The organism is Paraburkholderia sp. J7 (genome assembly GCF_905220155.1).
GTDB lineage: Bacteria > Pseudomonadota > Gammaproteobacteria > Burkholderiales > Burkholderiaceae > Paraburkholderia.
The window spans coordinates 31,911-51,894 of the sequence record NZ_CAJMYZ010000039.1; the positions used below are offsets into that span (position 1 = coordinate 31,911).

Genomic DNA, 19,984 nt, shown 5'->3' on the forward strand with positions numbered 1-19,984 from the left:
CGCGGCGCGGGCGAATCAGGAATGCATCCCATGCAAACGCGTATTCGAATTGCCGCGCTCGTGATCGCGGTAGCCACCTCGGCGCTCGGCTGCTCGGCTCAGGCCGACCAGACCACCGACAAGATCCGGTCGGCGCTGCAAACGCGCCTCGGCATCGACGCCAGCGACATCAAGGGCATCACGAAGGCGCCGATGCCGGGCCTCTACGAGATCAACCTCGGCACGCAAATCGTCTACAGCGACGCCACTGGCGACTACGTGCTCAACGGCGAACTCATCGACACCAAGGCGCACCGCAATCTCACCGAGGCGCGTCTGAACGAAATCAACAAGGTCGATTTCGCGAAGCTGCCGTTCGAAAACGCGGTCAAGGTCGTGAAGGGCGACGGCAAGCGCAAGATGGCCGTGTTCTCCGACCCGAATTGCCCGTACTGCCATCAACTCGAAAACACGCTGAAGGCCGTGGACAACGTGACGGTCTACACCTTCCTGTATCCGGTGCTCTCGCCGGATTCGACGGCGAAGGCCAAGCAGATCTGGTGCTCGACCGACCGCGCGAAGGCGTGGGAGTCGTGGATGGTCGACCGCAAGGCGCCCACGGCGGCCGGCACGTGCGACACGGCCGCCATCGACAGCAATCTCGCGCTCGGCCAGAAGATGAACGTGACCGGCACGCCCACTGTGATCCTTGCCGACGGTACGCGCCTGCCCGGCGCGGTCAGCGCCGACCGGCTCGAACGCGGACTGAACGGCGCGCACTGACGCCTCGCCCGAACCCGCCGGCCGCTTTCGCGGCCGGTGCTTTTTTTGCCTGGCGCTTTTTGTCCGCTCTTGCGCGCCGGGCATACTGAAATTGCATTGCAGCGTCTGCTGACCGCATCTCTCACCGATCCCACCGATGAAGCCGATCCGATACACCATCGTCCCGAAGAATCCCGCCGCGCATCTGTTCGAGGTGACGCTTACCGTGGAAGACCCCGCGCCGGACGGTCAACGCTTCATGCTGCCCGTATGGATTCCGGGCAGCTACATGGTGCGCGAGTTCGCGCGCAACATCGTCACGCTGCGCGCCTTCAACGACGCCGGCCGCAAGGTGCGCGTGACGAAGACCGACAAGCACGCGTGGCAGGCCGCGCCGGTGAAGGGCGCGCTCACGCTGCGCTACGAGGTTTATGCGTGGGATATGTCGGTGCGTGCGGCGCACCTCGACGACACGGTGGGTTTCTTCAACGGCACGAGCGTGTTTCTCGCGGCGCTCGGCCATGAAGAGGCGCAGCACGCGGTCGATATCCAGCGTCCGGACGGTCACGCGTATCGCCACTGGCGCGTGGGCACGGCGCTCACGGAAGCGCGCGGCACGAAGCGTTACGGCTTCGGCGAGTACACGGCCGCGAATTACGACGAGCTGATCGATCATCCCGTGACGCTCGGCGAGTTCACGCTCGCGAGCTTCAAGGCGCACGGCGTGCCGCACGACATCGTGATCGCGGGCCGCGTGGTCGCGCTCGACACCGAGCGTCTTGCCGCCGACCTGAAGAAGATCTGCGAGGCGCAAATCGCGCTGTTCGAGCCGCGCACGAAGCGCGCGCCGATGGAGCGCTACGTGTTCATGACGCAAGCCGTGAGCGACGGTTACGGCGGCCTCGAGCATCGCGCGTCGACGGCGCTCATCTGCAATCGCACGGATCTGCCGGTGAAGGGCAAGCCGGAGACGTCGGACGGCTATCGCACCTATCTCGGCCTGTGCAGCCACGAGTACTTCCACACCTGGAACGTGAAGCGCATCAAGCCGGCCGCATTCGTGCCGTACGACCTCACGCGCGAGGACTACACCTCGCTCTTGTGGCTGTTCGAAGGTTTCACGTCCTACTACGACGACCTCATGCTCACGCGCAGCGGGCTCATTTCATCGGACGAATACTTCGGCCTCCTCGGCAAGACGATCGCCGGCGTGCTGCGCGGCGCGGGGCGTCTGAAGCAGAGCGTCGCGGAAAGCTCGTTCGACGCGTGGGTGAAGTACTACCGCCAGGACGAGAACGCATCGAATGCGATCGTGAGCTACTACACGAAGGGCTCGCTCGTGGCTTTGGCGTTCGATTTGTCGATTCGCGCGCAGACGAATGGCCGCAAATCGCTCGACGACGTCATGCGCCTCTTGTGGCAGCGCTATGGCCGCGACTTCTATCGCGGCAAGCCGGTGGGCGTGGGCGAAGACGACGTCGAGGCGCTGATTGCCGAGGCGACGGGCGTGGAACTGGGCGCGCTCTTTAGCGACGCCGTGCGCGGTACGCGCGACCTGCCGCTCGCGACGCTGTTCGAGCCGTTCGGCGTGACGCTCGAAGGTGAGCCGGAGCGCGGCGCCAAGCCCTCGCTCGGCGCACGGTTGCGTGGCGGCGCGGACGCAACGCTCGCGGTGGTCTACGAAGGCGGCGCGGCGCAGAAGGCGGGACTTTCGGCCGGCGACGCGCTCGTCGCGCTCGACGGCCTGCGCGTGACGGGCTCGAATCTCGACGCACTGCTCTCGCGCTACCAGCCGGGCACGAAGGTCGAGATCCACGCGTTCCGCCGCGACGAGCTTCGCGTGGCGCGTCTGACCCTCGATGCGCCTGAAGTCGCGCGCTACAAGCTCGCCGCATCCGACAAGCGTGCGCCCGCGCGCGGTCTGCGGGACCGCTGGCTGGCGGCGTAAGCCGCACGGCAGTGCCAGAAACGGCGTGGGCGCCTGGCCCCACGCCGTTTTTTCATGCCGGGGATTGTTCTATCGCTGCAACAATCCGTCATCGGCGGACTACTTTTTCGGGGGGCGTTAAAAAAACACAATGCCTTCACTCGCGCAACGTTGCGCAACTGAGACCCGAAGGAGCCACCATGACCACGATCCTGCAAATCAATTCCGCCGCCCGCTCGCAAGGCGCCCAGTCGACGCTGCTCGTCAACGAACTGACGGCCAAGCTGCAACAAGCGAATCCGGGTGCGCAAGTCGTTACGCGTAACCTGCAAGCCGATCCGCTGCCGCACCTCGACGACGCCGTGCTCGGCGCGTTCTTCACGCCGGCCGAGCAGCGCACGCCGGAGCAGCAGGCTATCGCGGCACGCAGCGAAGCGCTGATCGCAGAATTGCAGGCAGCGGACGTCATCGTGATCGGCGCGCCGATGTACAACTTCGGCGTCTCGTCGCAGCTCAAGACGTACTTCGACTGGATCGCGCGTGCCGGCATCACGTTCCGCTACACCGCGAACGGCCCGGAAGGTCTCGTGAACGGCAAGAAGGTGCACATCGTTTCGGCGCGCGGCGGCAAGTATCAAGGCACCCCGCACGACAGCCAGACGCCGTACCTGAAGTCGTTCCTCGGCTTCCTCGGCATGACCGACGTGAACTTCATCTACGCCGAAGGCCTGAACATGGGCCCGGACGCAGCCAGCGCAGCGCTCGCGGGCGCGCGTGAGGCGATCGCTGCGGCGTAAAGCTCACGCTTGACGGCTGCTTGACGGCTGTAAAAGAAAAAACGCCACGAGAGTGATCTCGTGGCGTTTTTTCATCGTGTGTCGCTTCGCGTTGCGTTGCTCAAGCGAGCACGAGGCCTTCCTCCGGCAATCGCCAGTCGATCGGCTGGCGGCCTTGCGCCTCCAGATACGCGTTGGCCTGCGCAAAATGCCCGCAGCCGAGAAAGCCGCGATGCGCGGAAAGCGGTGACGGATGCGGCGCTTCCAGCACGCAATGCGCACCCGAGAGCAGCGCGCGCTTGTTCTGCGCGTGCGCGCCCCACAGCATGAACACGAGATGCTCGTGGCGCGCGGCGAGTTGCTGGATCAGCGTGTCGGTGCAGCGCTCCCAGCCGCGCTTCGCGTGGCTCGCGGCGCTGGCGCGCTCGACGGTGAGTACCGTGTTCAGCAGCAGCACGCCCTGGCGCGCCCAGGCGTCGAGACAGCCGTGCGCGGGCGCCTGAATGCCGAGGCTCGCCGCGATCTCCTTGAAGATGTTACGCAGCGAAGGCGGCGGGCGGACCGAGGGCGGCACCGAGAACGCCAGGCCGTGCGCCTGCGGCGTGCCCCGATCGTCGCCGTGGTACGGGTCCTGACCGAGGATCACGACCTTCACGTCATCGGGCGAAGTGAGGCGCAGTGCACGGAACACATCGGCGGGATAGACGGTCTTGCCGGCGGCGCGCTCGTCATCGACGAAGCGGCACAACGGCGCGTAGGCGTCGCTCGCGATGAACGGCGCGAGCAATTCGCGCCAGGCGGCGGGCAGCGCGTCGAACTGGTCTTCGAGTCGCGTGGTGTCGATGGTGGCCTGGGGCGCGGCGGGTTGGCTGGACATGTCGTCGGATGCGGGCGTATTGGCAATCATCGCGGCGTGCGTGCGGGCGGGCGCGGGGAATTCGTCGGCGCCGAACAACGAGAAGATCGTGATCTGACGCGGATCGACTTCGGGCAGCGGCGGCTCGTCGAGCGTGGCTTGCGCGGTGTCGGTCAGATCGTCGTCGAACAGCGACGCTTGCACCGGCATCGCGACGCGCGGGCGTTTCGTGGAGGTCATGGGCGGCAAGTGTCGCAGCAATTGCGCGGCGATTCAATCCGGCGCGAGCGCGGCGGCGCGGCATTTTGCGGCTTCGGCGCTGATGATGCAACTAACAGCGCCCTTTTGAGGGAGCACGGCGCTTCGAGGTTGCGCCGCGTCGTTCTCAGCCTTCGCGCAGCTTGTACCCGCGCTGGGCCTTGCTGATGTCGTCCGGCGCGAGGCCTGGCAGCGCTTTGGCAAGTTCGGCAGCAAGCGTGTGCAATGCCGCTTCGTCGCCCGCCTTCAGTTCGAGCTCGATTTCGCAGATCGGCGCGCGGCGCGTTTCGCCGTTCACGTCCGCGATGACTTCGCCCTGATCGATGGCCGCTTCCACTTGTGCGCCGTCGACGTCGAGCGTCCACAGCGTGCGCGTGAAGTCGGTGCGAAAGAGCGGGATCAGGTTCGCAGCGGCATCAGAGAGCGCCGTCGACACACCGGCCTCATCGCACTCGTGCAGCAGCCGGTCGATTTCGAGCGCTTCGCCCGCCACCGGCATTTCCCATTCGTGCCGCGCGTGCAGCCCGTTTTGCGCAACACCCACGGTCTTGAACGTCTGCAGCCAGCCTTCGGGCGCGCGGCGCAGGCGCAGCGCGCTCTTTGCGCGCGCGAGTGCGAGCGCCGGCGTGTCGAAGTAGACGTTTTCGAGCCTGATAGCGTGACCGGGCTTACCGGCGCGCGTCTCGAAAAGACGCAGCGCCGCGTCCACCTGGCCGCGCGGAAGCGCGAGCTTGATTTCGCGTTCGATACCCATCGCCGTGCAATCAGAAGAACATGCGGGCGAGTTCCGCGCCCGGATGTTCGGCGCGCATGAACGCTTCGCCCACGAGGAACGTGTGCACGGAGAGCGAGCGCATCTTCTCGACATCGGCGCGCGAGAGAATGCCCGACTCGGTCACGACGATACGGTCTTCGGGCACGTCGTCGAGCATGCCGATGGTCGTGTCCAGCGTGGTTTCGAACGTGCGCAGATTGCGGTTGTTGATGCCGATGAGCGGCGTCTTCAGCGTGAGCGCGTGCTTGAGTTCCTCGCGATCATGCACCTCGACCAGCACCGCGAGACCGAGCGAATGCGCAAGCGCCTCGAGGTCGCGCATTTCGCCCGGCTCGAGCGCGGCGGCGATCAGCAGGATCGCGTCGGCGCCCATCGCGCGCGCTTCGACGATCTGGTACGGATCGACGATGAAGTCCTTGCGCAGCACCGGCAGATTGCATGCGGCGCGCGCGGCTTCGAGGTACGCCACGCTGCCCTGGAAGAACTGCACGTCGGTGAGCACGGAGAGGCAGGCGGAGCCGCCTTCGGCGTACGAGCGCGCGATTTCGGCTGGCTGGAAGTTTGCGCGCAGCACGCCTTTCGACGGACTTGCCTTCTTCACTTCGGCGATCACGGCCGCCTGGCCGTTCTCGTGCTTCGCGCGCAAGGCGCCGACGAAATCGCGCAAGTCACGCGTGCTGGCCTGCAGACGCAGTTCTTCGAGCGGGGCGCTCTGCTCGGCGGCGCGCACTTCTTCGCGCTTCACCGCAATGATCTTTTCGAGGATGTCACTCATGATGTTCGGAGGCAAAAAACGGTGCTGGATCAGCGTTTGAACTGTTGCGTGAAGCGTACCAGTTCGTCGACTTTCGCGCGCGCGCGGCCGCTGGCGAGGGTTTCACGCGCAAGCGCGATGCCTTCGGCGATCGAGTTGGCCACGTTCGCCGAGTAGAGCGCCGTGCCCGCGTTCAACGCGACGATCTCGCGCGCGGTGCCCGCTTCGTTCGAGAGCGCGCCGAGCAGCATCGCTTTCGATTCATCGGCATTTTCGACCTTGAGCGAACGGTTCGAGACCATCTGCATGCCGAAGTCTTCGGGATGAATCTCGTACTCGCGAATCTGACCGTCCTTCAACTCGCCCACGAGCGTGGCCGCACCGAGCGACACCTCGTCCATGCCGTCCTTGCCGTACACGACGCACACGTGTTTGGCGCCCAGACGCTCCATCACGCGCACCTGAATGCCGACGAGGTCCGGATGAAACACGCCCATCAGCTGATTCGGCGCGCCGGCCGGATTCGTGAGCGGCCCGAGGATGTTGAAGATCGTACGCACGCCAAGCTCGCGGCGCACGGCGGCGATGTTCTTCATCGCGGGATGATGATTGGGCGCGAACATGAAGCCCATGCCCGTTTCGGCGATCGACGCGGCCACCTGATCCGGCTGCAGATCGATGTTCACGCCGAGCGCTTCGAGCACGTCCGCGCTGCCCGACTTACTCGATACGCCACGATTGCCGTGCTTGGCGACCTTCGCGCCCGCCGCGGCGACGACGAACATCGAAGCCGTGGAGATATTAAAGGTGTGCGAACCATCGCCGCCCGTGCCGACGATGTCGATGAAGTTCGAGTTGTCCTTCACCTCGACGTGATTCGCGAACTCGCGCATCACGGTCGCAGCGGCGGTGATCTCGCCGATGGTTTCCTTCTTCACGCGCAGGCCGGTGATGATGGCGGCCGAAAGCACGGGCGAAAGCTCGCCGCGCATGATGAGGCGCATGAGATGGAGCATCTCGTCGTGAAAAATCTCGCGATGCTCGATCGTGCGTTGGAGCGCTTCCTGCGGGGTAATCATGTGGGTGGCCTCCGGGTTAGGCGCTCTTGGTTTGCTTAAGGAAGTTCTCGAACAGCGCGTGGCCGTGCTCCGAGAGAATCGACTCCGGATGGAACTGCACGCCTTCCACTGCAAGTTCGCGGTGACGCACGCCCATGATTTCGCCGTCGTCGGTCCACGCCGACACTTCCAGGCAGTCGGGCAGCGATTCGCGCTCGATGGCGAGCGAGTGGTAGCGCGTGACGTTGAAGTGCTTCGGCAGGTCGGCGAACACGCCTTTGCAGTCGGTTTCGATCTGGCTCACCTTGCCATGCATGATGGTCTTCGCGCGCACGACGCGGCCGCCGAACGCCTCGCCAATCGCCTGATGACCGAGGCACACGCCGAGAATCGGCGTCTTGCCCGCGAATTCGCGCAGCACGTCGAGCGTGATGCCCGCGTGCTGCGGGTTGCTCGGTCCCGGCGAGAGGCAGATGCGCGCAGGATTGAGCTTCGCGATTTCGTCGATGGTGATTTCGTCGTTACGGTACGTATGAACGTCTTCGCCAAGCTCGCCGAAGTACTGGACGATGTTGTAGGTAAACGAATCGTAGTTGTCGATCATGAGCAACATGGTCTTTTCTCCGCTCAGAAGTCGCTGTCGAGGCCGTCCTGCACCTGCTCGGCGGCGCGCAGCACGGCGCGCGCCTTGTTCTCGGTTTCCTGCCATTCGGACTCGGGCACCGAATCCGCAACCACGCCCGCGGCGGCCTGCACATACAGATTGCCGTTGTGGATGAGGCCGGTGCGGATCGCGATGGCGAGGTCCATTTCGCCGTTGAACGAGAGATAGCCCACGGCACCGCCGTACAGGCCGCGCTTCACGGGTTCGAGTTCGTCGATCAGTTCCATCGCGCGCACCTTCGGCGCGCCCGAGAGCGTGCCGGCCGGGAAGGTGGCGCGCAGCACGTCGAAGTTGTTCATGCCGGGCTTGAGCTTGCCCTCCACCGAACTCACGATGTGCTGCACGTGCGAGTACTTTTCGATGATCATCTTGTCGGTCACGCTCACCGAGCCGATTTCGGCGATACGGCCCACGTCGTTGCGCGCGAGGTCGATCAGCATGACGTGCTCGGCGATTTCCTTCGGGTCGTTGAGCAGTTCGGTCGCGAGTTCGGCGTCGCGCTCGGGCGTGTTGCCGCGCGGGCGAGTGCCTGCGAGCGGCCGGATCGTCACGATGCGGTCCTCGCCGCGCTTTTCCTGGCGCACGAGAATTTCCGGCGACGCGCCCACCACGTGGAATTCGCCGAAGTTGTAGTAGTACATGTACGGCGAAGGGTTCAGCGAACGCAGTGCGCGGTAGAGCGAAAGCGGGTTGTCGCGATACGGCTTCGTGAGGCGCTGGCCCACTTGAACCTGCATCAGTTCGCCCGCCGCGATGTATTCCTTCGCCTTGCGCACGGCGGCGAGGTAATCGTCCTTCTTGAATTCGCGGAACGTTTCGGTGCGCACGCTCGCGCTCGTCACGGGCGGCTGCACCGTGGTGCGCAGGCGCTGCTTGAGTTCGCGCAGGCGATGTTTCGCCTTCGTGTAGGCCTCGGGCGTTTGCGGGTCGGCGTAGACGATCAGGTAGAGCTTGCCCGCGAGATTGTCGATCACGGCGACTTCTTCGGTCAGCAGCAACTGGATGTCGGGCAAGCCGAGATCGTCGGTCGGGCAGGTGTCGGCGAGCTTTTTCTCGATGTAGCGCACCGCGTCGTAGCCGAAGTAGCCTGCGAGACCGCCGCAGAATCGCGGCAAGCCCGGACGCTGCGCGACCTTGAAGCGCGCCTGGTACTTCGCGATGAATTCGAGCGGATCTTCGTGATGCGTCTCGATCACCTGGCCGTCGCGCACGACTTCCGAAACGCCGTTGCGCGTACGGATCAGCGAGCGCGCGGGCAGGCCGATGAACGAGTAGCGCCCGAAGCGCTCCCCGCCCACCACGGACTCCAGCAGGAAAGAGTTGGCGCCGCCGCGCTCGGGTTGCGCGAGCTTGAGGTACAGCGAAAGCGGCGTTTCGAGATCGGCGAGCGCTTCGGCGATCAGCGGGATGCGGTTGTAGCCCTCGTTGGCGAGGGACTGAAATTCGAGTTCGGTCATGTTCCGATCCTGTTCGTGCTGCCGGTCGCGGCGGGTGCGGGCCCAGTGCGGCTCAAAACGGGGCGCGCGGTGAGCGCGAGGCGTTTGTTTTTGAGTGCTAGATGGCCGCTGGCGCTCGCTCGTGCTGCCCGATAAGCGCATTAAAGCGCCTGCCGGGCCGGCGTGCAGTACATCGACGGACGGTGAGGCGTAGCCGCTCGCGCCTCGCGCACTTCGCCACGAACGGCGAAACAATACGCAAGGACCACGAAAGCCAACGGCGAGACCAGCCGACGGGTTACTGCAACAGTTTAGAGTCGAGACACGCGCGAGTGCGCAGCGAAGTAAAAAACGGTGCTGAAGACGAACGAATACGCAACTTCAGCGAACCTCGGGTGAGGTTAGCGCGACCAGCGACGCCAGGGCCAGGCTCCCCGGTCGATCGTGCTCAGACTCCGTTTTTTATTCAGAAACATGAGGATAGTTGACGTTCAGTTGAGAACTTAAGTCAGATCATTGTGCGCTGCGACCGCCTTGGCGGCGTCGAGCAGCGAGGCAACTATACCATCCGATTCAATTTTTTGTACAGGTTGGCCGTGGTTGTAGCCGTAGGGCACCGTGAGCGTGGCCATGCCGGCCGCGCGGCCCGCAATCGCATCGTTCTCCGAATCGCCGATCGCCACCGCCGCTGCGGGCGCAACGCCCAGGCGCTCGCACGCCGTGAGCATCGGCAGCGGGTCCGGTTTCTTCTTCGCCAGGCTGTCGCCGCCGATCACCACTTCGAAGTACGCCGCGAGGCCGTATTGCTGCAAAAGCTCAACGGCGAAGCGGTGCGGCTTGTTGGTCACGCACGCGAGCTTGATGCCCTGGTCGCGCAGCGCAGCAAGGCCCGCTTCGACCTCCGGGTACAGATGCGTATGGCGGCCGTTGATCTTCGCGTACTCGTCCTGGTAGAGCGCGAGCGCTTCGTCGAAGCGTGCCTCCACGTTGTCGGCCGCAAAGCGCGGCGCAAGCACGCTGCGGATCAGGTGCTCCGAGCCCTTGCCCACGTAGCCCATCACTTCCTCGCGCGTGGTTTCCTCGGCGTCGAGTTGCGCGAGCATGCCGTTCAGGCCGGCGGCGAAGTCGTCGGCGGTGTCGACCATCGTGCCGTCCAGGTCGATCAGCGCCGCTTCGATGCGCGGCGCGGTGAATCGGACAGGGGCGTTCATTTCGCGGTTGCGGCGTTGGCAACGCTTGCGAGCTGCGCGCGCATCTGATCGATCACGGCCTTGTAGTCCGGCTTGCCGAAGATCGCCGAGCCCGCCACGAAGGTGTCTGCGCCTGCCGCCGCGATTTCGGCGATGTTGTCCACCTTTACGCCGCCGTCCACTTCGAGGTGGATTTCGCGGCCCGTGCGCGCCGTGTAGGCGTCGATCTTCGCGCGGGCCTCACGCAGCTTGTTGAGCGCCTCCGGAATGAACGACTGCCCGCCGAAGCCAGGATTCACCGACATGATGAGCACGAGGTCGACCTTGTCCATCACGTGGTCGAGATAGTTCAGCGGCGTGGCCGGGTTGAACACGAGGCCCGCCTTGCAGCCGTGGTCGCGGATCAGCGAGAGCGTGCGGTCGATATGGTCCGAGCCTTCCGGGTGGAAGCTGATGAGGTTCGCGCCGGCCTTGGCGAAGTCGGGCACGATGCGATCGACCGGGCGCACCATCAGATGCACGTCGATCGGTACGTTCACGTGCGGGCGAATCGCCTCGCACACCAGCGGGCCGATAGTGAGGTTCGGCACGTAATGGTTGTCCATCACGTCGAAGTGGATCCAGTCGGCGCCGGCGGCGACGACATTGCGGACTTCCTCGCCAAGACGCGCGAAGTCGGCGGAGAGAATGCTGGGGGCGATGCGGAATTGCGTCATGGCGGCCATCGAAAAACTGTCGGAAAAACCGTATTTTACCGTCAGTAGGAGAGCCGTTCGCGGCGGCCGCCACGGGCTGCGCCGGGTTGCGGGTGCCCGTTGCATCAAGCAGAATGCCAAACCATGTGCCGCGCCTCGCGGCGCGCTCGCGAGCGCCTTGCTGCGCGGGCGTCTCAGTCAACGCACTCAGCCGCACCCGGGCGAATGGAACAAGGATGAGCCAGTACGAATTCAGCGTGACGTCGCAGGTGCGCTACCTGCCCGAAGAATCGGACCCGGAGCGCCGGCAATATGCCTTCGCGTACACGTTGACCATTCGCAATACCGGTCAGGTGAGCGCCCAGCTCATTGCACGCCACTGGGTGATCACCGACAGCGAAAATCAGGTGCAGGAAGTGAAGGGGCTCGGCGTGGTCGGCCATCAGCCGCTCTTGAAGCCGGGCGAGCAGTTCGAGTACACGAGCTGGGCCGTGATCGCGACCCCGGTGGGCACCATGCGCGGCGAGTACTTCTGTGTAGCCGAGGACGCCGAGCGTTTCGAGGCGCCCGTGCCCGAGTTCGTGTTGCGCATGCCGCGCACGCTGCATTGAACCGCGGCGCGAATTCGGGGTCTGCTAGTCCTGACGCCGGTCGTCGCGCGAGGCTTGTTTCTTCCTGCCGGACGCGGTCCACACAACGATGAAAATCAGCAGGAACAGCGCAAGGAGCGCTTCCAGACCAAACATGAGCATCGGGTATTCGTCGAGCAGTTCTGACATGGCGGCATCCATCGAGAGCCAGTATTGTAGGCGTGATTTTGACGTCGATTCAGGTCGTAATGACCCGGTGATGCCGGGATTCACAAAGGCGGAATATCGCGCGGGGTCAGCGCTTCGGCGCGGGTTGGTCCGATTGGGTGGCCGGTTAGGCGGCTGGTTGGGTGCCGTTTCGCTGGCGGCCTTGCTTGCCGCATGCGGTGGCCCGAGCTACGTTCGTAACGCCCCGCCCAAGGGCGCGCCCACGCTGCCGTCGCAACTCGCCGCGCAGCGTCTCACGGCGGTTGCGTGGCAGCAGGTGCCGGGCTGGCAGGACGACTCGCTGATCGGCGTGACCGCGGCGCTGCGCGCGAACTGCACGCGCCTCGCGCGCGACCCCCGCTGGCAGCGCGCGTGCTCGGCCGCCTCGCAGCTCGATGACCTCGATGCATCGAGCGCTCGGGCATTCTTCGAAACGTATTTCACCCCCTATCAGTTCGCCAACACCGACGGCACGCTCGACGGCCTCGTGACCGGCTACTACGAGCCGCTGCTGCGTGGTTCGCGCACGCGTCACGGCATCTACCAGACCGCGCTGTATCGCTGGCCGTCCGCCTATCGTCCGGGCGCCGCGATGCCGGCGCGCGCGCAACTCGAACGCTCGGGCGCGCTCAACGGCAACGAGCTCGTGTGGGTCGACGATCCGATCGAAGCGTTCTTCCTGCAGGTGCAGGGCTCGGGGCGCGTCGTGATGGAAGACGGCAGCGTGATGCGCGTGGGTTTTGGCGGCACCAACAACCAGCCGTACAAGTCGATTGGGCGCTGGCTGCTCGACCGCGGCGAACTCACGCCCGCGCAGGCGACCATGCAGGGCATCAAGGCGTGGGCGCGCGCGAACCCGACGCGCGTGGACGCGCTCCTCGACACGAATCCGCGCTTCGTGTTTTTCCGCGAAATGGGCGGCTCCGAGGGCGACGCGCAGGGTGGGTCGGATGGCCCGATCGGTGCGCTCGGCGTGCCGCTCACGCCGGAACGCTCGATTGCCGTCGATCCTTCTTCGATTCCGCTTGGCACGCCGGTGTTTCTGCAGACCACGCGGCCGCTCACGAACACGCCGCTCAACCGGCTCGTGTTCGCGCAAGATACGGGCTCGGCAATCAAGGGCGGCGTGCGCGCCGACTATTTCTGGGGTCTTGGCGACGACGCCGGCGATCTGGCCGGCAAGATGAAGCAGGGCGGCCGAATGTGGCTGTTGTTTCCGAACTCGTGAGTGCGGCAGCGTTTTCAGCGCGCACGTAGCGTGAAGCGAAAAAGCCGGCGATTGCCGGCTTTTTCTTTTGCTACGCGTTGCGAACCGCGCTTACTTCGGCCGCTTGTCGATCACGCGCTTCGCCTTGCCGACCGAACGCTCGATGCCGTTCACCTCCAGCACGTTCACCTTGCACGTCACGCCGATCAGCGCCTTGATGTCGTAAGCGAGCGCTTTGCTTGCCGCGTCGAGCGCGCCGTAATCGGGCGCGGTTTCCGGACACGGTTCGCAGTTGAGCGCCATCACGTCCATCGGACCTTCCTTCGTCAGGACGATCTGATAGTGCGGCGCGAGCGCCGGCTGCTTGAGCAGCAGTTCCTCGATCTGCGTGGGGAACACGTTCACGCCGCGGATGATCAGCATGTCGTCCGAGCGGCCCGTGATCTTCTCCATACGGCGCATGGTGCGCGCCGTACCTGGCAACAGACGCGTGAGGTCGCGCGTGCGGTAACGGATGATAGGCAGCGCTTCCTTGGTGAGCGAGGTGAAGACGAGTTCGCCGAATTCGCCGTCAGGCAGCACTTCGCCCGTTTCCGGGTTGATGATCTCGGGGTAGAAGTGGTCTTCCCAGATCGTCGGACCATCCTTGGTTTCCGCGCATTCCGACGCAACGCCCGGGCCCATCACTTCCGAAAGACCGTAGATGTCGACCGCCGTGATGCCCATGCGTTCTTCGATCGCCCGGCGCATGTCGTTGGTCCACGGCTCCGCGCCGAAGATGCCGATGCGCAGCGAACTGGTGCGCGGATCGATGCCCTGGCGCTCCATTTCGTCGGCGATCGCGAGCATATAGCTCGGCGTGACCATGATGATGTCGGGACGGAAGTCCTGGATCAGCTGAACCTGCTTCTCGGTCTGACCGCCACCGAACGGAATGACCGTGAGGCCCGCGCGTTCGGCACCGTAGTGCGCGCCAAGGCCACCCGTAAAGAGTCCGTAGCCGTAGCTGATGTGTACCTTATCGCCGCGCCGTGCGCCCGCTGCGCGCACCGAACGCGCGACGAGATTCGCCCAGGTGTCGATGTCGCGCGCCGTGTAGGCGACCACGGTGGGCTTGCCCGTCGTACCCGAGGACGCATGGATACGCGAAATCTGGTCTTGCGGCACGGCGAACATGCCGAAGGGGTAGTTATCGCGCAGATCCTTCTTCGTGGTGAACGGGAAGCGCGCGAGATCGGCGAGCGACTGCACCTGAGACGGATGCACGCCTGCTTCGTCGAATTTGCGGCGATAGACCGGCGAATTCTCGTAAGCATGGTTCAGGGACCATTTCAGGCGCTCGAGCTGCAGGGCAGCAAGCTCGTCGCGGCTCGCCTTTTCGATGGATTCGAGCGGCAGCGTGGTACTCATGGGTGTCTCCTGGATCTTAAGAACTTTACTCGTGACGCGTAGGGAATCGAGAAGGGGAAACCCGCTTCACGTTGCGACTGGAATGACATTGCCGCGAATCTGCGCGGACTTGCCTCGGAAAAGCGCGACGGTTTCGCCAGCCCGGTTCGTCACGCGGATGTCGTAGACCCCGTTGCGTCCCGATAGCACCTGTTCGACGGCTTCGGCGGTCAACACCTCGTCGCGCAGGACGGGACGCAGGAACTCGATCGAGCAGCCGGCCGCTACGGTGTTGATGTTGTATGAATTGCACGCGAAGGCGAACGCTGAATCCGCGAGCGAGAAAATCATCCCGCCGTGGCAGGTCTGATGGCCGTTCAGGAACTCGGGCCGCACGGCCATGCGCAGGCGCGCGTAACCGGCGCGCACTTCGAGGAGTTCCATGCCGAGCGCCCGGGTGCAGCCGTCGGATTCGTACATTGCTAGCGCGGCCGCGCCGGCGAGTTCGTCGGGCGACATGTCGTGCTCAGGCAGTTGCGAGACTTGCGTGGACATCTCAGCGGCCCTCGAAATGTGGTGCGCGTTTTTCGATGAAGGCCTGGACGCCTTCCGCGTAGTCGTACGACGCGCCCAGTTCGCGCTGCAGATCGCGTTCGAGATCGAGTTGCTGGTCGAGCGTGTTCGTGGCCGATGCGCGCAGCGCTTCGCGCGTGGCGACGATGGCGCGCGTAGGTTGCTGCGCGAGGCGTGCGGCGAGCGCGCCGGCCGTTTGCGCGAGTTCCGCATCGTCGGTCACTTGCCAGACGAGGCCCCAGCTCTCCGCCTTTTCCGCGCCGAGTTTTTCGCCGGTCATGGCGAGCCCGAGTGCGCGCGCCATGCCCACGCGCTTGGGCAGGAACCACGTGCCGCCGGAATCGGGCACGAGGCCGATCTTCACGAACGCCTGGATGAAGCTGGCGGAGCGTGCGGCGAGCACGAGGTCGCAGGCGAGGGCGAGATTTGCGCCAGCGCCGGCGGCGGTGCCATTGACAGCCGCGATCACGGGCATCGGCAGCGCTTGCAGCCGCTTGATCAGCGGATTGAAATGCTCGTCGATTAGGTCGCCCAGGTCGGTCATCGCCCCCGGCGTGAAGTCGAGATCGGCGAGATCCTGGCCCGCGCAGAAGCCGCGGCCCGCGCCCGTGAGCACAAGGGCGCGCGCGCCGGCTGCGACGACTTCGTCGAGTGCTGCGGCAAGCTCTGCGTGCATGACACGCGTGAAGCTGTTGAGCTTGTCGGGCCGGTTGAGCGTGATCGTGGCCACGCGGGTGGATGCGTCGATTTCGACGCGGATCGCATCGTAGGGCATCGGTTGTCTCCTGTCGGCAGGACCTGGCGCTTAAGCGCCGAGTCCCGCTCAATGCAAAGCAGTTTGCTGCCAGAGACCGCCGAATGCATCGCCCGGCGGCCGGTCGATACTGCGCGTGTTACGCCTCGATGCGTTCGATCGCGAGGGCAATGCCCTGGCCGACGCCGATGCACATCGTGCAAAGCGCGAAACGTCCATTCGTGCGCTCCAGTTGATGGAGCGCCGTTGTAACGAGCCGTGCGCCCGAGGCGCCGAGCGGGTGGCCCAGTGCAATCGCGCCCCCATTCGGGTTGACGCGCGGATCGTCGTCGGCAATGCCGAGTGCGCGCAACACGGCGAGACCTTGCGAGGCGAATGCTTCATTGAGCTCGATCACGTCGAACTGGTCCAGCGTCATGCCGAGTTGCTTGAGCAGCTTTTGCGTAGCGGGCGCGGGGCCGATGCCCATGATGCGCGGCGCGACGCCAGCGGTTGCCATGCCGAGTACGCGCGCGCGGCGACGCAGGCCATATTGCTTTGCGGCCTCCTCATTGGCGAGCAGCAGGGCGCAGGCGCCGTCGTTGACGCCCGAGGCGTTGCCCGCCGTGACCGTGCCGTCCGGCTTCACGACGCCCTTGAGCTTGGCGAGCGATTCGAGCGAAGTCTCGCGCGGGTGCTCGTCGAGCGTCACGCGAACCGGGTCGCCCTTCTTTTGCGCAATCTCGACCGCGACGATCTCCTGCGCGAGCGTGCCGTCCTTCTGCGCGCGCGCTGCTTTTTGCTGGCTGCGCAGCGCGAACGCGTCCTGATCGGCGCGATTGATCTTGAATTCCTCGGCGACGTTTTCCGCTGTTTCCGGCATTGAATCGACACCGTACTGTTGCTTCATCAGCTTGTTGACGAAGCGCCAGCCAATGGTCGTGTCATAGATGGCCGCTTCACGCGAGAACGCCGAAACAGCCTTGCCCGTGACGAACGGCGCGCGCGTCATGCTTTCCACGCCGCCCGCGATCATGAGGCGCGCTTCGCCCGCCTTGATTGCGCGTGCGGCACTGCCCACAGCGTCGAGGCCCGAGCCGCACAGGCGGTTGAGCGTGCCGCCCGGCGCGTCGGTGGGCAGGCCCGCGAGCAGCGCGGCCATGCGCGCGACGTTGCGATTGTCCTCGCCGGCCTGGTTGGCACAGCCGTAGAGCACGTCGTCGAGCGCGCTCCAGTCCACGCCGGGATTGCGCTCTACGAGTGCGCGGATGGGCACGGCGGCGAGGTCGTCCGCGCGCACGTCTTTGAGGGCGCCGCCGTAGCGGCCGAACGGGGTGCGAATCGCGTCGCAGATATAGGCTTCGGTCATCTCGGGTTCCTGGGGCGTGAGCGCAGAAGTGCGCTCACGCCTTGCATGCTAGAGGGATGGGCAATCGGGCGCCATTCGGCCGAACGGCATAGGCCGTTCAGCTGGCTACCGCGGGGGCCGCTTTCGGTTCAACATGAGCGCGGCTTTGAACCACGCGGAAGCGGTTCGCCACGAAGGCGGCGTCGGCGAGTGCGGCGTTCGCCGCGGGGTTCGCGCCGGTGCCGTGGAAGTCCGAGAACGCAGCCGACTGGTTCACGAACACGCCGCCCGTCAGGTTGATCGAGAGTGCCACGCCGCCGGTGATGGCGGCTTCGTGAGCCGCTTCGATCACGGCGTCGTCCGTGCTGTAGACGGAGAGCGTGAGCGCGCCGTGGTCGCGCGCGGTCTCGCCGGCCAGCTTGAGCGACTGGGCGGTCGAATCCGTGGCGATCACGAACGAGATCGGGCCGAACCACTCGCGTGTGAACTGGGCGGCGTCGCGGGCTGCGTCGAGCGAAAGCACGAGCGGCGTGCGTACGCGAGCGCCGGCGAACTGCGGGTGTTCCAACGTCTGGCTGTCGGCGAGCACGGTGCCGAGCTTGCGGGCCTCGTCGATGCGAGCGCTCACGCCTTCATTCTGGATCGCGCCGAGCACTTCGACGGCGCGCGCCGGGTCGGACACGAACTTCTGCACGGCGCCGGCAATCGCCTGAGCGACGGCCTCGAAGCTCACCTGGCCTTCAGCCGTGCGGATGCCGTCACGCGGCACATAGATATTCTGCGGAGCCGTGCACATCTGGCCCGAGTAAAGCGAGAGCGAGAAGGCGATGTTGCGGGCGGCGGCCTTCAGGTCGTCCACGGAGTCGATCACGATCTGGTTCACGCCGGCCTTTTCCGTGTAGACCTGCGCCTGGTGCGCATTGCGCTCGAGCCAGTCGCCGTTTTGCGTGCTGCCCGTGAAGTCGATCAGCTTGATCTCGGGGCGCAGCGCGAGCGCTTGCACGAGCGCGCCGTCGTTGGGATCGGTGGCGAGCAGGGTCACGATGTTCGGATCGAAGCCGGCTTCACGCAGAACGTCACGCGCAATACGTACGGTGATCGCGAGCGGCAGGATCGCGCCGGGGTGCGGCTTAACGATAACGGTGTTGCCGGTCGCGAGATCGGCGAAGAGGCCCGGGTAGCCGTTCCAGGTCGGAAACGTGCAGCAGCCAAGCACGAGGCCGGTGCCGCGCGGCACGATGGTGAAGCGCTTTTGCATCGCGAGCGGCGGGTTCTTGCCCTGTGGCTTTTCCCAGTGCGCATCGGCAGGAATGCGGCGCAACTGGTCGTACGCGTAAGCGACGGCTTCGAGCGCCCGGTCCTGAGCGTGCGGGCCGCCGGCCTGGAACGCCATCATGAACGCCTGGCCGGTCGTGTGCATCACGCTGAAGGCGATCTCGAAGCTTGCGCGGTTCAGGCGCTCGAGAATTTCGAGGCTCACGCCTGCCCATGCTTGCGGGCCCGCTGCACGCCAGTCGCGCTGGGCGTTCTGGGCGGCTTCGATCAACTGATCAGGCGTCGATTTCGGATAGCGCGCGCCGAGCGCGAAGCCGAACGGCGAGGCCTCGCTGCCGACAGTTTCGCCGGTCGACGGCTGGTCGAGTTCGAAGGCGCGATTCAGGTGGGCCTTGAAGGCGGCTTCGCCATCTGCGCTAGCGGTTTCCCCGTACACTTTGGGGCTAGGCATTTCGGCGAACGGGCTCCAGTAGCCACGGGTCTCAATGGCGGCAAGCGCTTTTTGAAGCGCGCCCTCATGCTTGGCGAACAGCGAATGTGTCATGGCTCAACGTTGGTAGAGAGGGTGGACAGGGCCCGCATCAATTAATTGACCGACCGGTTGGTTGGGCAATGTTAGCATTAGTCAAAGTTCGGCGTAAAAAATTTTTTTGGGGACTTTCTTTAGATGGAAGGAGGGGCTATGGGGTACGAAAACATCCTGGTCGAGACGCGCGGCAAGGTCGGTCTGGTCACGCTGAACCGGCCAAAGGCGCTCAATGCGCTTAACGATGCGCTCATGGACGAACTGGGTGCAGCGCTCAAGGCGTTCGACGCCGATGAGGGTGTGGGTGCGATCGTCATCACGGGTAGCGAAAAGGCGTTTGCGGCCGGCGCGGACATCGGGATGATGGCGACCTACACCTTTATGGATGTGTACAAAGGCGACTACATCACGCGCAACTGGGAGACGATCCGCTCGATTCGCAAGCCGATCATTGCGGCGGTTGCCGGCTTCGCGCTAGGTGGTGGCTGCGAGCTGGCCATGATGTGCGACATGATCTTCGCCGCCGATACGGCGAAGTTCGGTCAGCCCGAAATCAAGTTGGGCGTGATTCCGGGGGCGGGTGGTACGCAGCGTCTGCCGCGCGCGGTTTCGAAAGCCAAGGCAATGGATCTGTGCCTGACCGCGCGGATGATGGGTGCGGATGAGGCGGAGCGTGCCGGGCTTGTATCTCGAGTCATTCCGGCTGCGGATTTGCTGAATGAAACGCTCGCGGCCGCAGCGACCATCTGCGAATTCTCCTTGCCCGCCGTCATGATGGCGAAGGAGTCGGTCAACCGCGCCTACGAGACCACGCTCGCAGAGGGCGTGCATTTCGAGCGTCGCCTGTTTCATTCGCTCTTCGCAACGGAAGATCAAAAGGAAGGGATGGCGGCCTTCGTCGAAAAGCGCAAGCCCGCGTTCAAGAACAAGTAACGACGCGGCGGGATTCGACCGCTGCGAGCGGCGGTCGGAATTATTTTCCGCCACCCCCTTGCGCGGCGCCGTC

At 64.9% G+C, this 19,984-nt stretch carries 20 protein-coding genes; 6 read left to right on the top strand and 14 right to left on the bottom strand.

All coding sequences use genetic code 11. The features are described from left to right. Positions 1-30: 30 nt before the first annotated feature. From U5A58_RS37905 to U5A58_RS37915, 3 genes are all read left to right on the top strand, one after another. A complete protein-coding gene (locus U5A58_RS37905) occupies positions 31-762 on the top strand; it encodes a DsbC family protein (protein ID WP_321915856.1) in 732 nt (243 codons plus the stop codon). A 136-nt stretch (positions 763-898) separates the two neighbouring features. Next, a complete protein-coding gene (locus U5A58_RS37910) occupies positions 899-2,689 on the top strand; it encodes a PDZ domain-containing protein (RefSeq protein WP_321965156.1) in 1,791 nt (596 codons plus the stop codon). Between the two features lie 179 nt (positions 2,690-2,868). Continuing rightward, positions 2,869-3,465: an FMN-dependent NADH-azoreductase gene (locus U5A58_RS37915; protein ID WP_321915854.1), complete on the top strand. Its 597-nt coding sequence runs from the start codon at positions 2,869-2,871 to the stop codon at positions 3,463-3,465. 100 nt (positions 3,466-3,565) lie between these two features. On the opposite strand, the gene U5A58_RS37920 is transcribed toward U5A58_RS37915, so the two are convergent. From U5A58_RS37920 to rpe, 8 genes are all read right to left on the bottom strand, one after another. Beyond that, a complete protein-coding gene (locus U5A58_RS37920; RefSeq protein WP_321965157.1) occupies positions 3,566-4,540 on the bottom strand; it encodes a uracil-DNA glycosylase in 975 nt (324 codons plus the stop codon). 145 nt (positions 4,541-4,685) lie between these two features. Then, positions 4,686-5,312 carry a CYTH domain-containing protein gene (locus tag U5A58_RS37925; RefSeq protein WP_321965158.1) on the bottom strand — a complete coding sequence of 209 codons (627 nt, stop codon included), beginning with the start codon at positions 5,310-5,312 and terminating at the stop codon, positions 4,686-4,688. 10 nt (positions 5,313-5,322) lie between these two features. Beyond that, positions 5,323-6,108: an indole-3-glycerol phosphate synthase TrpC gene (trpC, locus tag U5A58_RS37930; RefSeq protein WP_321965159.1), complete on the bottom strand. Its 786-nt coding sequence runs from the start codon at positions 6,106-6,108 to the stop codon at positions 5,323-5,325. A gap of 29 nt (positions 6,109-6,137) precedes the next feature. Continuing rightward, positions 6,138-7,166: an anthranilate phosphoribosyltransferase gene (gene trpD, locus U5A58_RS37935; protein WP_321965160.1), complete on the bottom strand. Its 1,029-nt coding sequence runs from the start codon at positions 7,164-7,166 to the stop codon at positions 6,138-6,140. Positions 7,167-7,182: 16 nt separating this feature from the next. After that, positions 7,183-7,758, bottom strand: a complete 576-nt coding sequence (locus U5A58_RS37940) for an aminodeoxychorismate/anthranilate synthase component II (RefSeq protein ID WP_069269170.1) — start codon at positions 7,756-7,758, stop codon at positions 7,183-7,185. Positions 7,759-7,772: 14 nt separating this feature from the next. Then, positions 7,773-9,266, bottom strand: coding sequence for an anthranilate synthase component I (trpE, locus tag U5A58_RS37945; protein ID WP_321915849.1), 1,494 nt, complete (start codon positions 9,264-9,266; stop codon positions 7,773-7,775). A 482-nt stretch (positions 9,267-9,748) separates the two neighbouring features. Next, a complete protein-coding gene (locus U5A58_RS37950) occupies positions 9,749-10,456 on the bottom strand; it encodes a phosphoglycolate phosphatase (protein ID WP_321965161.1) in 708 nt (235 codons plus the stop codon). Beyond that, positions 10,453-11,151 (bottom strand): ribulose-phosphate 3-epimerase, encoded by a 699-nt coding sequence (rpe, locus tag U5A58_RS37955; RefSeq protein WP_321915847.1) that lies wholly within the window; start codon positions 11,149-11,151, stop codon positions 10,453-10,455. The genes U5A58_RS37950 and rpe overlap by 4 nt, the downstream gene beginning before the upstream one ends. A gap of 215 nt (positions 11,152-11,366) precedes the next feature. On the opposite strand from rpe, the gene apaG reads away from it, so the two are divergent. Further along, positions 11,367-11,741 carry a Co2+/Mg2+ efflux protein ApaG gene (apaG, locus tag U5A58_RS37960; RefSeq protein ID WP_321915846.1) on the top strand — a complete coding sequence of 125 codons (375 nt, stop codon included), beginning with the start codon at positions 11,367-11,369 and terminating at the stop codon, positions 11,739-11,741. Between the two features lie 24 nt (positions 11,742-11,765). Here the strand turns inward: apaG and U5A58_RS37965 are convergent, their stop codons facing one another. Further along, a complete protein-coding gene (locus U5A58_RS37965) occupies positions 11,766-11,909 on the bottom strand; it encodes a hypothetical protein (protein ID WP_165822966.1) in 144 nt (47 codons plus the stop codon). On the opposite strand from U5A58_RS37965, the gene U5A58_RS37970 reads away from it, so the two are divergent. Next, positions 11,875-13,155 carry a murein transglycosylase A gene (locus tag U5A58_RS37970; RefSeq protein ID WP_321965162.1) on the top strand — a complete coding sequence of 427 codons (1,281 nt, stop codon included), beginning with the start codon at positions 11,875-11,877 and terminating at the stop codon, positions 13,153-13,155. The two genes, U5A58_RS37965 and U5A58_RS37970, sit on opposite strands and share 35 nt — an antisense overlap. A gap of 90 nt (positions 13,156-13,245) precedes the next feature. Here U5A58_RS37970 and paaK read toward each other — a convergent pair whose 3' ends face one another. From paaK to paaN, 5 genes are all read right to left on the bottom strand, one after another. Then, positions 13,246-14,544, bottom strand: coding sequence for a phenylacetate--CoA ligase PaaK (gene paaK, locus U5A58_RS37975; protein WP_321915844.1), 1,299 nt, complete (start codon positions 14,542-14,544; stop codon positions 13,246-13,248). Positions 14,545-14,610: 66 nt separating this feature from the next. Further along, a complete protein-coding gene (paaI, locus tag U5A58_RS37980; protein ID WP_321965163.1) occupies positions 14,611-15,078 on the bottom strand; it encodes a hydroxyphenylacetyl-CoA thioesterase PaaI in 468 nt (155 codons plus the stop codon). 1 nt (position 15,079) lies between these two features. Further along, a complete protein-coding gene (gene paaG / locus U5A58_RS37985) occupies positions 15,080-15,871 on the bottom strand; it encodes a 2-(1,2-epoxy-1,2-dihydrophenyl)acetyl-CoA isomerase PaaG (protein WP_321915842.1) in 792 nt (263 codons plus the stop codon). A gap of 118 nt (positions 15,872-15,989) precedes the next feature. Next, positions 15,990-17,198: a 3-oxoadipyl-CoA thiolase gene (gene pcaF / locus U5A58_RS37990; RefSeq protein WP_321965164.1), complete on the bottom strand. Its 1,209-nt coding sequence runs from the start codon at positions 17,196-17,198 to the stop codon at positions 15,990-15,992. 97 nt (positions 17,199-17,295) lie between these two features. Continuing rightward, complete coding sequence (paaN, locus tag U5A58_RS37995) at positions 17,296-18,996, bottom strand: phenylacetic acid degradation protein PaaN (RefSeq protein WP_321965165.1); 1,701 nt, start codon at positions 18,994-18,996, stop codon at positions 17,296-17,298. Positions 18,997-19,134: 138 nt separating this feature from the next. On the opposite strand from paaN, the gene U5A58_RS38000 reads away from it, so the two are divergent. Continuing rightward, complete coding sequence (locus U5A58_RS38000) at positions 19,135-19,911, top strand: enoyl-CoA hydratase (RefSeq protein WP_321965166.1); 777 nt, start codon at positions 19,135-19,137, stop codon at positions 19,909-19,911. Positions 19,912-19,984: the final 73 nt, after the last annotated feature.